This window comes from Pandoraea sp. ISTKB (assembly GCF_001721285.1).
GTDB classification, from domain to species: Bacteria; Pseudomonadota; Gammaproteobacteria; order Burkholderiales; family Burkholderiaceae; genus Pandoraea; species Pandoraea capi.
Map to the genome: position 1 here is coordinate 67,730 of NZ_MAOS01000050.1, position 16,629 is coordinate 84,358.

At 55.9% G+C, this 16,629-nt stretch carries 7 protein-coding genes and 2 pseudogenes; 5 read left to right on the plus strand and 4 right to left on the minus strand.

Annotation, left to right across the window (positions count from 1 at the left end; all coding sequences use genetic code 11):
- Positions 1–667: 667 nt before the first annotated feature.
- The 4 genes from A9762_RS19175 to A9762_RS19190 are packed head-to-tail and all read right to left on the minus strand — an operon-like array spanning position 668 to position 10,798.
- Positions 668–2,011: a hypothetical protein gene (locus A9762_RS19175; RefSeq protein ID WP_069343606.1), complete on the minus strand. Its 1,344-nt coding sequence runs from the start codon at positions 2,009–2,011 to the stop codon at positions 668–670.
- Positions 2,008–8,307, minus strand: coding sequence for an AAA domain-containing protein (locus A9762_RS19180; protein WP_069343607.1), 6,300 nt, complete (start codon positions 8,305–8,307; stop codon positions 2,008–2,010). Before A9762_RS19180 ends, A9762_RS19175 begins: the two co-directional genes overlap by 4 nt.
- Positions 8,308–8,324: 17 nt before the next feature.
- Positions 8,325–8,969, minus strand: coding sequence for a 4Fe-4S single cluster domain-containing protein (locus A9762_RS19185; protein WP_069343608.1), 645 nt, complete (start codon positions 8,967–8,969; stop codon positions 8,325–8,327).
- Positions 8,966–10,798: an AAA family ATPase gene (locus A9762_RS19190; RefSeq protein ID WP_069343726.1), complete on the minus strand. Its 1,833-nt coding sequence runs from the start codon at positions 10,796–10,798 to the stop codon at positions 8,966–8,968. Before A9762_RS19190 ends, A9762_RS19185 begins: the two co-directional genes overlap by 4 nt.
- Positions 10,799–11,087: 289 nt before the next feature.
- Between A9762_RS19190 and A9762_RS28630 the strand changes: the two genes are divergently transcribed.
- From A9762_RS28630 to A9762_RS19210, 5 genes and pseudogenes are all read left to right on the plus strand, one after another.
- Positions 11,088–11,873 carry a lysozyme inhibitor LprI family protein gene (locus A9762_RS28630; protein ID WP_139133293.1) on the plus strand — a complete coding sequence of 262 codons (786 nt, stop codon included), beginning with the start codon at positions 11,088–11,090 and terminating at the stop codon, positions 11,871–11,873.
- 216 nt (positions 11,874–12,089) lie between these two features.
- Positions 12,090–13,013, plus strand: coding sequence for a hypothetical protein (locus A9762_RS19195; RefSeq protein ID WP_069343609.1), 924 nt, complete (start codon positions 12,090–12,092; stop codon positions 13,011–13,013).
- 345 nt (positions 13,014–13,358) lie between these two features.
- Positions 13,359–13,532 (plus strand): annotated as a pseudogene (locus tag A9762_RS19200) (chromate resistance protein ChrB domain-containing protein); the annotation flags it as partial.
- 282 nt (positions 13,533–13,814) lie between these two features.
- Positions 13,815–13,997, plus strand: a pseudogene (locus tag A9762_RS19205) (integrase); the annotation flags it as partial.
- A 229-nt stretch (positions 13,998–14,226) separates the two neighbouring features.
- A complete protein-coding gene (locus tag A9762_RS19210; RefSeq protein WP_069343610.1) occupies positions 14,227–16,008 on the plus strand; it encodes a hypothetical protein in 1,782 nt (593 codons plus the stop codon).
- Positions 16,009–16,629: the final 621 nt, after the last annotated feature.

Genomic DNA, 16,629 nt, shown 5'->3' on the forward strand with positions numbered 1-16,629 from the left:
TACTAGATTTGCTCGGTTTGAGAGCCGGTGTATTCCCTGGTGTGGTTTTGTTGTCGCGGCGACGCTGATCCGGTTTTCCTGTTGATTTGGCTATCGGCTTTGGTCCTGGTTTAAGTGCCATGAATGCTCTCCTTTTTGGTTTAAGAATTACAACGTGCACGTACCTTCTGACTTGATTATAGGGGAACAGCCAGCAAAAAATTCGACCAAGCAGCCCGCTTTTCTGGATTTCATGTATGAATGTTGAGCGTATTCTTACTCACTCGCAACGAAAAGTGTCCCCGAGACCTCGGAGGGAGCAACGTCACAGCGCTTGTCGGAAAGATCGCTTAGGGGTGTGGATTCAACCGGTCGATGCAACAGGTGGAAATTGGCCATCAGCAGCCGCTCAGGCTAGACTGCTCACATTGGTCAATGCAGTAAAGAAACGGACAATCCGTCAATGGAAAAACCAGTCACGTTGGGCCAAACGTACCTCATAACGTTCGACTTTCTCCATGGGGAGCGGGAGTGGCTCAGGTGTTCGGATGAACCCGACCGGCTCCTAGACAGCCTTGCACTGCGGAATGCAGCTGAACGCTCAGGGCGTTCCGATGGATGCCGCGATATTGCCTGAATGGATTGAGTCCACCCGAAGGGTGTTCCAAAGTAATCAGATATCCAGCCGCTAAAAAACCCGTCCCTTGTCAGTTGCCGTAACCTCGGCATTTCCGTCGCCAATCATCTTAAGTGGCACCTCGCCGACGCCAATCGCACGTTCGACGAGCAATGTGTCGCCTTTAGTCACTAGCAACTCCTGAAGCTTGCCAAAATCTCCGCACCAAAGAGTTTCGACGTCTTGGTCGCGCGAGGTGTCGTGATTTTTCGTTAGTGCAACGGCCCGAACTTGGAGCCGGCCCGTTTGGGTGTGGCCACCGAGTTCCACTCCATAGTCAGGGACGGACGGATTCTTGACGACGACTCGTCCATCGCGTGCCCACGCCGTCTGCATTCCCTCATTGACCTCGTAGCCAAGCCGAGCCAGACCGTTCAGGATTACATCTCGCCGAGCCTGTGCGGCTTTTCGGTCCTGCTCCCGTGCGATTAACTCGCGGCATTCGGCTGCAAGCCGCCTAATCTCATTTAGCGTCGTTGCTGGGCCGCACTCTCTTATTTTGCCGACGAGCGCTTTTGCCCCAGCGCTAGCTTCGGCACTCATTTCTGAGGCAAGCTCGTGAAGCTCCTCGATAGCCGCGTTATGCGTGCGAGACGTTTTCACTGCACTTGCGAGATCAAGTATCAAGCTGTCAAGCAATAGGTTGCGGCGGGATTCGTTGACATCCCTTTCGATCAACCGTAACTTTTCCGCAAACGTGGCGACTCCGGATTCATCGAGGAGCACCTGCGCTTCTGCGATTTGACGGTCGACTCGGTTAATGAGCGGATTATGCATCCGCGACATATTGGCGACCTTCCACTCTCCAAAATCCTGAGTCCTTTCGCCCCCCAACAATCGGCCGGCAAGCTCCATCTGCGCCATACTGATTTCTCGCGAGGTTTCCGGTACTAGCAAGCCGAATCCGCGAGCAAGCAAAACATCTGCGTCTAAAACCTCTGCCCCCGAGGCAACAAGGGCAAGCTTTGATACCAAATCTTGCGGCGGTTCGACTCCCTTCGACTTGAGCGCGGCCAACAATGTCGTGGCGCTGTCTCGCCCTTGCCTCCGGCGCTTAACAAGCTGTTCTGCTTTATCGATCGCAATGGCTTGGCGCCGAATCATATCGTCCTTTAAGAAGGCAATTTCGTCCGTAACCTTCTTTTGCAGCTCCGAGAATGCGTCTGTCGCAATCAAGGCAGCAAGCCCGCGTTGACGCTCGCGGGTCGCCGCAATCTCTTCGGCAGAAAGCTCCCCGATTCGTTGTCCAGCCGCCGCCCAAGCGACTATCGCCTGATCGAGCCGCCGAAGATGCCCTTCACAAATAGCAAGCACTTCTTCGCGAGTGACAATGCGAACCACCTTCGGACCACTCATGCTGCAACCTCCGACTTCAGAGCGCTGTAAATCGCCGCCTTCAACCGACCTCGCTCCTCTTCAGCGTTGTGATACCAACCTTGCGATGAAACCCGGTGGAGGTTTGGAATGGCGCGCCGCAATACGGACGGGCGCCAGATTTCACGTGCACGGGCTCGTTGTAGCAACGGGTGACGAGGAGCGTCACATTCGATACCGATTGCGTACAAGCCCGTTTCTGGATCGGCGATGGCAAAATCAAGTCCGAAAGCGTCGCCTTCCTGTGCACTGACCGGAGACAGGCCAAGGTCGCGAAGGAACTCAAGGACATCCGTCGCGAAGCCATCATTGTCCGCAGTTCCGCGCAGTTTTGCATGCGCGCGCTCGCTGCTCATCCGCCCGAGGAGCGAACGGCCGCTTGGGAATTCTCCATTGGAAATTGCGCGCGCGTACTCCAAATATCCCTGAAGATAGTCACGCGGGATGGCCGGCTGTCTCTTGGTATTTAGCATGTCGGAAATGTCGCGGATTGGCATCGAGGTGACCAGCACGACCTTCTTTCTGGCACGAGTTACAGCGACATTCAAGCGCCGCTCCCCGCCCCTTTGTCCTAGCACGCCGAAATAGCGCTTGAACGCGCCTTGATTGTTGCGCCCAAACGTCGTCGAGAAAACGATAACGTCGCGCTCATCCCCTTGGACGTTTTCCACGTTCTTGACGAATACACCCATGTCTTCACCACCGTCGGAGCGATCAGCCTCTTCCCGATAGGCGTTACGGAAATCCTCGTCCTCTTCTGCACGAAGCTCAAGCCGCTCCTCAATCAGGTTAGCTTGCTTGAGGTTGAAAGAAACGATACCAACGGACGGTCGCTGGTCGTAAGGCTTCCTCCATAACTCGGCAAGGTATTCGACTACGCGGTCCGCTTCGTCCGAATTCGTCTGACGTTCATAGACACCATTCACGGGAATCAGCTCAAGCGGCTTGACCGCTCGAATCGTCCCTTCGGGGTGTCGCACCGGCACACTCAGTTCGTTGTCGTAGAAAGCAGCGTTCGAGTAACCAATCAATTCACGGTACTCGGACCGATAGTGGATCTGCAGCGTGGTTACAGGCAGGGAAGTCCGCGCCATTTGAAGGAGGTCAGGGCAATCCTTGATCTCACGACGATTCCAGGTGTCCTCGAAGAGTTCGCGCTCCTCCTCCGTAGCATTTTCGTCGAGAAACTCCCCGTCATAATTATCAGGCTCGTCGCTGTCTACACGGCCGGAGAAGAAGTTCGCCGGTGGCATCTGCTTTTCATCCCCGCTGACAACAGAAATGCTGCCACGGAAGAGCGTCGGAACAGCGTATTCCACCGGCATTTGCGACGCCTCATCGTAGACCACAGTATCGAACAGATTTGATTTAAGCGGCAGAACGCGGCTCGCCACATCCGGGTTCATCATCCAGACAGGACGCAGCGCCATCAATCCGAGCCCCGTGCCAAGCTCGATGAATTCGCGCAATCGGCGAGAGCGGCGCCCCGTCAAGCGTGTGACATCCTCCCAGTCTCGGGCTGAGCCAAGTCTGCTTCGGTCGATGCCATTGCGCAGTACTTCCCGATTAAGACGGCGCATTTCCTCGTCCGCGTTTGCCAGTGCCTCCACCTTTGCTGCCGTCTCCCCCCTATCAAGGAGGAGCTCTGGCGTTTCCTGCTCGAAACGGCGCTTCCAGCCAAGTCGAGCTTCACGATTTATCAAGCGGCGCACTTCCCAGTCGATGTCTTCTGGGGCGATACCTGCGAACACCTCCGCGTGTGGCCGCATCACTGCGAAAACCTCAAGGGCTTGGGGATTAAGATGCTTCGCTCGCGTCCGGAACTGTTGGAATGCGGCAAGTGTGGGCAGCGCATCTTTGATGCGATTGAGTGGCATTTGATAGGAGAGATTGTCCGCGACTGCGCTTCGGCACGCGTCCGCTAACTCAGGAACGATCCACTCTTCGAGTACGCGCAATGCCTCGAGACTGTGCTGACGAGCGTTATAGCGAATGAATGCTGTTTCAAATCCATCGAGTAGCTGTCTGACGGGCGCCTGATCTCCTGTCATTACGGCGGAATCAAACTCGTCGCCACGTGGCGCAATGGAGAGATGCTGCGAAAGCTCACGGATCTCTTCAAGTCGCCGAAGGCGGCTCAAACACTCCTCTGCGAGTGTCGGGCCACACGTCTGTGAGACGGTATCCAACTGCAGCGACTTGCTCGTCGCGTTTAAGGCCTCTCGCTCTTGCCGCCATGACTGTTCAAGGCGTGCAGCCGCCAGCAGCGCTCGAACGGCGACATCCGTCGTCGGGGCCCCGCAACTCGCGAGGTATTTTCTCAAGCCGCTACGTCTGATGTACGTGGTGGGATTGATGCGACTAATGAACGTTGGAACCCGTGTGGCAAGTGTCGCTCGCATTTCGATGGCGTTCAGCTCGACGAGGGGCAATTTAGCTAACGCGGGCGACAGCGTTTTGTCATAAGCGCCGCCGTCGATGGCGAGTAAATTCTCATGGAGCTGCTTTAGTGAGGCGTAATGCTTATGTCCCGGGGCATCCTCTCTGTTCGCCGGACGAAACAAAGGTAGCCATTGTGCAAGACGCTTGCGCTGTGTCTCGTCGAGGTTTACCAGTCGGATAGCGTTGCTATCGAGCCAGGCACGATATGGCGCTGGATCTTCGACGTCAAAGCGGGCTGGATGAGCGGCAAGCGTTTCGACACGTAACCGCTCGGCTTCGATGAAGCGAACGAAAACGTCGGTGTACTCCGCGATTGTTGCAGGGTCGGTAGCAAACGACTTCAGTTGGACCAACGCGCTCCCTTCAAATTTCGCGGGCAGCCAGTAGCGCGCCAGCGGGGCGCACTGTTCCTCAAGCGCCGTTAGCGAGGATATGTCCAACTCGGCCAACTTCCCCCTCAGTTGGGGAACGCTCGGTGGCGCTTCGCCAGCTTCCAACTGGATCAATTCGCCAAGCAAGGACCGGTAACTCAAGCCGGTTGACTCGTCCACATGGTGGAGCGCTTGATGTTGTCGGTCAAGCTCCCCCTCAAGCGCTTCAATCCTGGCGGCCATGCGTTCACGTTGGCGCGTCCAGTTGGTGTCAAACGGCGAGCCCCGGTTGACTGCATCGAGCTGCTCTCGAACTGCTCGGATGGTTGGCTCTCTATCCTTATTCACATCGTTGATCATGACAATGCGATCACCGAGCCCTTCTGCGACCAATCGCTTGTGCACGACTTCGAGTGCCGCATGCTTCTGGCAAACGATTAGCAAGCTCCTGCCTCGCCCAATTGCGTCTGCAACCATGTTGACGATCGTCTGGCTCTTACCGGTTCCGGGTGGCCCTTCGACCAAGAGACCCGGACCTTGTCGCGCCTTCATGATCGCGGATTCTTGAGACGGGTCGCTGGAGACGGTCAGAAAACGTTCGAGTTCTGCGGCCGGGCCGTCGGGTGCCTCCTGCACAGACTTGTCATCGAGTCGCAACATTGAGGCAAGCGAGGTTCCCGACGGCGATAAGACCTTCAATTGGCGCAAGTCCTCACCGATGGCTTGGCCGGCGAAGTCCACATGGAAAAGCACCGCGGAGCAGGCGAGACGAGGCTCGCCTGCGGGCACCTCGACCGCTGGCGACGGTAGCGCGTCAAGCTGACGCCGCTCGATGTTTGCCAACATCCCAAATGCGTCAATGACGTCAGCTACCTTCAGGGCCGAGCGACCCAATACATCATCGGCCGCGGCACGCCATGCTTTCACCGCATCCCTTCCTAACAGCCCCTCAAGCGCAGGATTCAAGCGCACCTCTTCGCGCTCACAATCGAAAGCCAACGCAACCTGACCACGAGCGCCAAGTTCCATCAGGAGTTTGACAGGCCAAAGCAGGATTGGAGTAATACGTGGACGCGAGCCACTACGGCTGTCCCGGGTATGCAGGAACGGGAAGCCCAGATACATCCCGTCAATACCCGTATCTCGCTTGTATAAAGAAGTTTGACGATGGAGCGTGTTCAGTCGGCTCTCCAGCGTCAGGTTTGCTCCGAAAATGGCGGGGTCGATGGAAACCGACTGTGCATTGCGTTGAAGTAAGTGCTCGAGCAATGCGGTACATGAATACCGCTCGCTATTCAGTTCATGAACGTCAACACGACCGGTCGTCTTGCCGATTGTCATGCGCACCAATGGACCGCGCAGTACGGTTGTGGCGACCTTCTTCTCAAAGAATTCCAGGATTTGCGACACATACTGTTGCTTCTGTGGCTCCAGCCACTGCTCGGTTGGCACCGAAAGCAAAACGAGGACCTGGTGCAATGGGAGGCGTCGCTCCAGGCGAAAATGCTCAGCCCAGCCATCGATAGAACTAATGCCAGTGTGCGCGAAGCCGGCGATACGGTCGTCGACCCTACGAAAGAGTTCAGGACGGGGATGCGTGAGCTCGTTGCGAGCCACTTCCTTGTCAAAAGTAAGAATCTGCTCCCGCTTAGCAATGTCGGTTGCTTGATTGAGAATTTCGTCAACGCTGCGGAACTGCGTGATCTTTGCACTCAGAAGGACAATGAGGTCTTCTTCGCTGACGATGCGACGTTCCGATAGCGAAAGCAAGCCCGGGTGCGTCGAGTCGGGTAAAAGGAGGCGGCGCGCGTCCCATTGCGCTGCGAGTTGGGCTCTAGACGTGGAAAGTACTGCGATTCGCAGCATGTCCTCATCCAGCTCAATCGCGTGATTGTGCGCTCGGTTTCGGACTTCATCGGTGCGCCTCTGAAGCCTCAAAAGCCATGTCTCAGTCTGCAAGCGCTCAAGGAAAGAGGGGATGGCCCCAGTTACCAAGTCGTAACCTTCTAGCGGGTTGATGAGCAACCAGCCTGGGGTGACAATCTCGCCACGCAGAATAAGTGGCATCTCGGGATTCAACAGCTTTAAAGCGATCATCAGACGCCAGTCGTCGTCCACGCCATCGAGTAGCACCGCTTGACGCAGGCCAGCGAGTTGCTTTGCCAAAACGCCAGCGTGTTCGGCCCATGTGACCACAAGACCTCGGCAGAGATGGTCGCGGGCCTCCTCCCAGTTCTCACGTTCTGCCGCCGCAAGCGCGAACATGCTAGGTTTCCGATACTGTTTGGCGCCGAGCGTGATACTTGCGCCTTCCGCTGAGTCAGTCTCCGTGGCCTGAGACGCCGGAGCATCGACCGGCTTACCATCGAGCCACGCTTTGACCTGGGGCCATTGCCAGCGTTGATGCCGATCACGGGCCAACAAACCTCGCAGAAGCAGGTGAAGTGATGGATCAAGGTCGTCGGGCGGCGTGACGCCATTTGCAAGCACGTGAATCAAAAAGGCTCGCGGATTGACGCCTTCAAAACACTTACCCTCGGTCAGTTGCTCAAGCAGGATCATGCCGAGGCTCCACCAGTCAGACGCCGCGGCAACGCCGCCAGCGATGGCTTCGGGTGCCATATAACGCGTCGTTTCGAGCGGAGAAACGATGTCGAGATCAAATTCTGACAGACGGGCCGATCCGAATCCGCTGATCACCAGATCAAGCGGATCTTTACTACGCACAAGCAATGTGCCCGGGCGGAGGTCGCGATGTCGCAAGCCTGCTTCCGAGAAGGCGTTGAGTGCCTGTCCAAGTTCATCGACTACGTGACGGATCGTTGCAATGTCCCGCAGAGCAATGCCCGCGTCGGCAAGCGTTCCGCCGCTAAGCTCTTCCGCGACTTCATAAGCCCGAGTATCCCACCGGCCGGTTGCGATGATCTCCGGAACGTGTTCGCGAGGAAGACGACGGACGACATCGTAGACTGACGTGTCTGGTTCAGCGCCGTCGCGGTAAAGCGTAAGTATTGCCTGCCGGTCGGTATCGCTATGCTGGGCAATGAACCGCTCGCGCACACCGTCCGTACTTGAAATTTGCCTGAGCAGGCGCCAACCGTCGATTTGCGTCTCGGCGTGTGTTTCGAATGTACCGCCGACGATATCAGTTTCACCAAAACTCGCGGCATCACTTTTGGCATTTTCAACGATGTTCGGATCTGCCCCGCATTCAAGGCACATCAGATCTCCGTCGTTCATCGTGTGCCCGTTTGTGCACGTCTGTTGTGGGAAGACTCTCGAGCCGAAATCGAGCTCTGAGTCGCCCTGTCCATCGCGGGTAACGATTTCCTGTTCGCGCCACCCGCGCGCCCTGATTGGCAGGCCAGACAGGTCCCAGTCACACTTGCCGCTGGCGACGATGCCCGCGCAGAACCATTCATCAACAGACCTTTCGGTCTTGCAGTTCGGGCAAAAACGCATCATTGCTGACATTTCCTGTCTTATCTGTTCGGCGCTTTGTCAGCGCTGATCTGGACTCGATGGCCCTGATCGGTCAATAGGTCGCGTAATCGCTGGAAGTCATCCCGGTTCGGAATTCCCGCGAACCAGACGCTACCGTCCTCATCGAACATGACGTCAAGCGACTTGTCGCTCTCGGTCAGCTCTCGCTCATACTGTGAATAGAGTGCCCTGCCACGCTCCGTGAGTATATGCAGCCGCTGGTTGTCACTACCGCGAAGAGGACGGGTGTGCGGGACATCTATTTCAAACGGGTCGGTGACGAGCGCATCAATTGCGCCATTAACCCGTTCCAGAGTGCCTGCGAGCGCCTCAAAGGAGTGGCCGCTGTAGACCAGAACATCAGCGCTAGATGCTTCTTGCAGGGCGCCGACAAGCGAGACTAGAGCATCCGGTTGATCAAATGGCTCCCCCCCGGAAATAGTGAAACCGTCGGCTTGAGGTAGCCAGATCCTGATTTGCTCCAACACCCGCCCGACTGTCGACTCGCCGCCGGTCATGGTCCACGTATCGGCTGATATGCATCCCGGGCAGCGTATGCTGCAACCTTGGAACCATATTCCGATCCGTCTTCCTGGCCCCAAGGATGTGACGGGGAAATGCAAACGTGACAGACGAATGTTCATGACTGTTGGTGCTTGTGCAATTGCAGTTCACCGTCGGCAATGTTGGTGACTAGAAAGCTATCGCCGGGCTTCGCATCCTGATCGAACATGCCGCGCGCGAGCGGGTTGATCAGATGCGCCTCGATCTGGTTACGGATGCCACGACCACCATTGGAAAGATCACTTAGGCACCGATGCTTGAGAGCAACCACCGACGGTGGGTCCAGTTCGATGGAAATTCCCTGAGAAGCAATGTCGTCGAGAGCGGCGCCGATCATCTGGTCAAAAATATCTTGCGCGACGTTCTCCCGGATGAAATCGAAAACAATAATGTTCTCGCCAATCCGGTTCAGGATTTCGGGACGGTTGAGCACCAACTTAAAGTGCCGTTGAATTTCAGAGAGCACTTTCGTGCCAATGTCGTCAAAAGAATCCTCTGGGACGACATTGGGTACTCGTCGCCCAAGCTCGGCCTCACGGAAAATGCCCAGATTCGAGGTGAATACGATCAGCGCCTCGGAAAAGTACACCCTGTCTCCTCGCCCTGACGTGAGCACGCCGTCGTCGAGAATTTGCAGAAACTTATCGAGAATTCGCGGGTGCGCTTTTTCGATTTCGTCGAAAAGCACAACGCTGAACGGTCGCTCCCGAATTGCGTTCGTCAACTCTCCGCCAACGTCATAGCCGACGTACCCCGGCGGCGCACCAATAAGCCGTTGGTCAGAATGCTCAGAGCTGAACTCGGACATATCGAAGCGAATATATGCGCTCTCATCGCCGAAAAGAAGGCTGGTAATCGTCTTCGCAAGCTCCGTCTTCCCCACGCCCGTCGGTCCAGCAAGAAACGCGACGCCGCGCGGCCTGTTGCCTTTTCGCTGCACACCAACGCCGGTCATAGCTCGCTTGACAAGGTCAAGCATGTGCGTCACTGCATGGGGTTGTCCCTTAACCCGCTTTCGGATCGTAAGCTCAGCGTTGCGGATCTTTTCACGATCAATTCGAAGCCACGGGTCTTCCGTGACGCCAACCTTGTAGCGTCTGACGGCATCGGCAATCTTGCCGATGGGGACGCTTTCGACACGAGCGAGGGTAGCGATTGCATTCATGTCTGCGAGCAATAGGCCCTCGGTACCATCGATGAATGCAGACTCGGCATCTTCCATGATGGCCGGTGTTGCCTCTCTTGAGCCAGGCACTCCTCGCAGAAGCGCTGGTGAAAGCGCGCGCCTAGCCGCGCTGTCGGGTTTGGAGACGGGCACATGCCTGATTCTCGGATTGCCAATAAGCAACCAGTCGGGCAAGTCGCTTTCCTTGTCAACAACCCAAAGTACAGTATTGAAGAATGGGCGACGCCGTTCGCCGGCCGGCCGTGGTGTGGACGTGTGTGATAGAACGAGTGCACGCGTAAAGAGATTGTGTTCTGCCGCGCTCAGTGACTCCGTCCGGACGGCTAGTCGAGAGGCAAAGTCTACGACAAGCGCTATCGGCGGGCCCTCCATCGCAATAAGTCGCTCTAGGCACGCGGTTAGCACGTCGATTCCGCCAAGCGCTGAATTTCCAACCGGAGTCAAGCCGAGACGCCGTAGCGTATCTTCGCCTCTTTCGACCTGATGTATGCGGCTTTCCGGAATGCTAAATCCGGAAACAGGATTCCAGACCACCAACTGAGCATAGCCGGCTTCGCCAAGGTTATCCGCGAGCGTATTCACAAGCGATTGAGCCGTGATCATTTCTGGCGCAACCTCGCAGGCCTGCAAATCTCTGACATTTCCGGAAAGGACAAACTGACTCTTCAACGGCAAGAATCGCAGTAAGTCTTTCAACCAGCGAGGATTTTCAAAGGCAGGCATGGCATATTTTAACGACTTAAAAGTAATGCAAGACGTTATCATAGCCTGCCACGCATCGGCATGCTAACGACAAGACATCGTTAGTTGTCGCGTAAAAATCACGTTCTAATGGCTTGATTGTTCGAGACTAGCCGGCACGGCATAGCCGATTTTTTAGTCGTCGCCAGCAATTGGACTAGGTGGAGAAGCAACTTCATGGAATGAAGGGCATGGTTCAAGCTTGTAGCTCATCCCTGGTGGGCGCAACGACGCTTGGCATGAGTACTTGAAAGATAATAATTTGCGGCAAATGAACCGCATTAATCCGGGATCTCTCATGGACGCGCTGGGAAGTATTTTTGTTGTTATTGGTGTGCTTACGGTAGTGGTCGGCGTATTCGGTTTTGTCGACACACGCAAGGTCGATCGTCGATTTAGAACCGGCTATAAGAACAATGAGCCGGACACAAGAAACTTCCCGCGATCTGGCAGAAGAATACTGTGGGGCGCAGGGATTTGCATTGTCGGTGCGGCACTGAACAATCTCATAGGAGCGCATAGTGTTCCCGGTCCGGCAAACTCGCCGCAGGTCACGGGCGCTTCTAATCGACTAGAGCAGCTTGAAGCACCCCCACGCTCGCTGGGAACTGCGCCGCAGTCCGCTGAGTCTGCGCAAGAAGGGCCCGTCAAGGACGTCCAATCGACAAACGAGCGAGTTGTAACTTCATCCCTTACTCCACACCGCGAACCTCCGCATACGTCTTGGGACGGCCAACAACCCGGGGGCGCCCAGACCTTTGTGACGAGTTTTGATTGTGCTCGCGCAACATCAAGCGACGAATTGCAGATTTGCAACGATCCAGGGCTTGCAGCGATGGACGTTGAGTTGGGACAGATGTATCGAACAGCGCTGGCATCTGTAGCGGATCCCGATGCTCTCAAACGCTCGCAGTTGGATTGGTTGTCATCTCGTCGTACATGTGGCGACAACCTGAACTGCCTGCGGCAAAAGTATGGCGAGAGAATTGGTCAGTTCAATGGCTCGCTGGGCGCAGCGCCGCTGCCTTCCTTGCAGTTCGAAGCAACGAAGCCCTGACGGGCTGATTCGCGTAGCTTGGCTGTTGCCGATTGGTTCGAGCGCGACGTATCCGTGATACTGGGCGCCAGCCGCTTATGCCCAATACAAATTGATCTGAATTATTTGACGATTAGGAGGATGACCGCCTCCAAATCATGGGAGCTTCGCCCCCCCCAGTACAGAATGTGGCTGGCGTTGAATGTCGTGGCTAAAGAATAGCGCAATGAGGTGAATATGGATTCTGCGCAGGACAAGATCACCGGAGAAATCGTTGAAGCCGAACAACTCTGGCTCATCGCCTCAGTCGACAAGGACCGATACGTGTGTCGCGGGTGCGGGATCAAGCTCACGCCCGCTGCTTATCGACCAGAAAACGTGGTCCGGCCCTACTTCACTGCGAGGGACACCGATCACAGACCGAACTGCGATGTCGACGGAGAGCGAAAGCTGGCTCGCAAGGGCAAGAAGCAACGCCTAAGCACACCGAGGGACGGCTTCCCTGCCCCGTATCCATCAAAGCTGGTCCTGCGCGATCGACGCATCATTACTGACGGGCCAGACTCCGAAGACAGTGATGCGACACGTGGGCGAGACGCGAGCGCCAGACGAACGACCGGCAGCGACCAAGATACACCGACAACAAGTCGTCGCCGTGCGGCAAACACAATTCGACCAATCTGCCGGACGTTCATAAACTTCCCATACGACCGAGATCTAGAACTGGATGTGCCTGGCGTCCTTGCCACAAAGTACATTTCCGTATTCAAAAAGCTGAAGTGGGACGAACTAGTCTCATACCCGGACGCTCGGATCTTCTATGCAGCCATTCGGTGGAGTAAACCCGTCGAATCAGACGAATATCTCGAGATCATTGTGGACGCGGGTGAACGCGATCAGGAAAAGCGTCTTACACAAGGGCACCGCATTCGAGTCGAATGGGCAGAATGGAGCAAGGCGAAACGCACATACGTTCGCAATGAGATTGAAGCTGCTCGCAAGGAAGCGATAGCGGCCAAAAACAGCGGTGCGAATGAAAAGGGATATCTGTTCTTTATTGGAGCGCAAGACGCCGGAGACGTATCGCTATTCCACGTAAACGACCACCGATTAATCTGTTGCCTAGTTGACGACATAACCTACCCCACAATTGCCAGGTAACGGTCAAGTCCGTCTCTAAGATCGGTCGCAGGTACTTCGTTGCGCTACATTTCGGGCTGCCAATGGAGCCAACTTAATTGGAGTCGTTGGCAGAAGCAGGCTTTTTCCTCGACCCAGCGCACAGACCGGAAATTGCACTTGCTCCGAACACGCGCTGCGTCATGTCATACCGTTCGTCGCCCGACGGAAAATCGCACTGCTGCCCGTCTGAGCATGAAGTTCGGGAGACGAACCTCGAGAAGGGTCGGTCACTTGAAACCGCCCTCGCCCAGAAGACCTTAATACCTGCGTCCTCAAATCGGTCAGGAGTAATCACGTGACACAGTGGGCCTCCAATAGGTCGCTCTGACCTGCCCCCCCCAATCTGCGGGCCTTTATAGCATCTCGCTGGGGTTGTCGCGCACGTTTCCGAACGACCACGAAATGCTCGCTCACGGCATGGTGATGTACGACGCCTGGTTCGCCTGGTGCCGCGAGAAGCAGGCGGAGACCCATCAGTGGCCTCCGCAGATGCCTTAGCCGCGTTCCCTGTTCGTGCACTACTGGAGTAAGGGGCGCTCGGCGGACTTGGCCACGATGGTTCCACAGGCGGCTACCGCGTGAGGCGGACAACGACAAAGCACGCATCAGGCGACCAAGCAAATGAAACACCTACTGTTACATCGTCTAAATAAGATTTAGCCCGCGAACTCGTGAGTTGAGAGCGGACACAACGAGTTCCCGACGAGCGGCCGCTCAGGGTCGGATAGCGACCTTCAGTAGACGCACACTCAATCTCCCTTTGCATGAAAGGAGATTGTCATGAACTCCGAGAATGTCGTGGTTAGCCATCGTGTGCCATGGAACAAGGGCAAACTCACCGGGCTAAAGCCGCCGCTAAAGCTCCGAGAAATTTGGGCGATCCGGACAAGGCTTCAGATGGCGTCGAACGTCCGTGAGCTTGCGATGTTTAATCTCGCAATCGATAGCAAGCTTCGAACTTGCCCTTGAGATGGCAGAGCAAACCGAGGTTTGATGTACCTCGGCCGGCGAGCGGTCGCTTGCAGGCCAGGAAGCGTCGTTCATCTCGGCGCTTGGCGTGACATTGGAGCGGCGCCTTCACATTCAATAGCGGTCATCCTTCACCAAACAAAGCGTTGACAACCATACTCGCAAACCGAACTATAGATACTCCGCAGGACACTTCCTAAAATACGTGCCAACTCGGAAAACTATGACCGCGAAGACCACGCGCACGATCAAATATTCAATGATCGGAGATATTCGAAAGGGCGACCTTTACGCACTGCTTTCGGTTTGTACCGACCATGACCTAGAGCCACTTCTCTCCCTAATCAAAGACCGTGTGAGCAGCTCGATCGAATCAGACGAAGATTACAAGAAATCCCCCTCACAACCGTCCCGGTTCTACCGCGCAATTGGTGACGAGATTCGAAGGTTTGGCGGCAATACGATGGCCAATACGGTGCGTCGGGGCGGTCCTGACTACAGTGAGATCGTCGGTGACGTATGCAAAAGATTTGGTGTTCCCTTGAACGAAAGCGATATTATCAAGAGCGAATCGGCGTTGCTGAACCTGTATCTGGACGTTGAGTGGTCGACGCTCCCCCATTCCGAGCGCGATGCCGCAGCGGAACGGGCGCGGGCCAAGGTGCTATCCGAAGCGACGAAGTTCTCGAACGTGGTCAAGGGCAACGCAGCCAAAGGACCGCTTGTGATATTCGGGCTTCCGGGAGTACCCGCACTCACAACACTTGCGCTTGCCGACCCCGCATATCGCGTTACGGCGCCCTGCGTACTGCATATTGCGTACGTGCGCCGCCTGGTCCTGGAGTCGATAGCGTCAAACTCCACCGCCGTGTTCGAAAGCGCTCCGGCGGTACCGCAGTCCTTGACGCGCTCCGCCACATTGGCCGTCGGCGAGACGGGCGCTGACTCGCTGGTTTCGCTGACGCGCATTTCCGAACCTGTCGTTGAAAACTGGCTGCTCGCGAGTAGCGGCGCCGATATCGGTAGACTTAGCCCGTTGTTCCAGGCGGTACCGAGCCTAGCCGCAGCTCAGAACGTTGCGTCTAACACCTACATGGAAGTGGTGATCAATGGGCCTCTGCTGAAGGCAAAGGGCACAGAAGGCTATCGGTTGATCGCGATGATCGATGGCAAACCGAGTCACGGTACCCTTCTCGATCCTTCGGCGCTGTCCAATATCGTTAACGCTGGCGCTCTCTTGCAGGTCGCTTCTGTCGCACTTGGGCAAAAGCATCTCGCTGACATCAACCGAGAACTCAACGAACTGAAAAAGACCGTCACGTCCATTGAGGATTTCCAGAAAAATGGTAGATTCGCGAAGGTCTCCGGGCTTGTCACATATCTCGAACAAGTCGCTCCCTCGGTGATGGCAGGCGAGGCGCCGGAAGGGTTGCCAATGGTTTTCGAAATGAACGAACAGACGCTTTTGAGCGTTCAAGGTCATCTGCGAGAGGACATCGCCCTGGCAATTAATGAGATCGCCGAAATCAGTGATCCTGACACCTTTGGTACCAGCGGCATACACACCGCACTCAAGGGACATCACGCGCGACTCGCAAGGCTTTGTGCGGAGATGCACGTCTGTATTCGAGCACGCGCAGCAGTTCTACAACTCGCCGTGACTCTCGGCCTAAGCGAAAACCTCAAAACTACGCGGCTTGACGATATCCGGGAATCGTTGCAAGACCTGCGCGAGGATGGCCCACTTATCGCCAGCGCAACCAACCTTATGCGTCAGAGGGCACAAGCGTTGTCTGCGGTAACAAACACGAATTCAACTGTTTCACAGCGCAAGCTGGAACTCCTAGCACTGAACCAGCAATTTATTGATCAGCTAAAGCTCTCCCGGGAAGACGTAGAGCGCGAACTCAAGGCTGCGATCGGGTTCTTTCGCCAGCAGGCTGAGCCCGTGCGATTGCTTCTAAAGCTGGATGGCGAGAGGATAATAGGCTCGAAAGTCGCGTAGTACAGCGGCCGATGCCCGAATGTCGGCAAAGGCCGCAAACTCGCCGGTCGATACGGCTGCTCGAATGGCTGTTCGTCTTTGGAAGCTGCCGAAGGGCTCGGGTTGCGTCGAAGGACTGTTATGGGTCGTCAGCGGTCCGTCGCAACTGGCGGAAATCGGCCAGTTTGAGACGTTCGACAAGTCGATCTCGTTGCTGAGCCACGGATCAGAACCCGGGTGCTGGCCGCCAATGAATAGATGGCGGAAACGGTTTTCCGATCATGAAGGCAATGAATATTTCCACAACCTGGTCGGACATGAACCACTCATCCGACCGCATGGGAATGTTGCCCCCGCCGAACACCAGAATTGTGCCGTCTGGACGGACTGGACTTGGCTTGTCATGGAATGCTCTCTGTCGCCGCGCCCCGTCAGTTTCGAAATGCTCAATCATGCAGGAAACGCCACCACCAGCAACCTGTACATAGTTTCCCCGGCTATCTGTCAGAGACGCATATGAGGACGGTCCATAAGTTCGCAGCGACTTAACGGCGCGGCTGATTTGAGTCTGCGTGGGTGCAGTGATACCTGCTTTACCTTCAATGTCGAATATCATTGGTCGATTTACTTCGATTCTAGCGG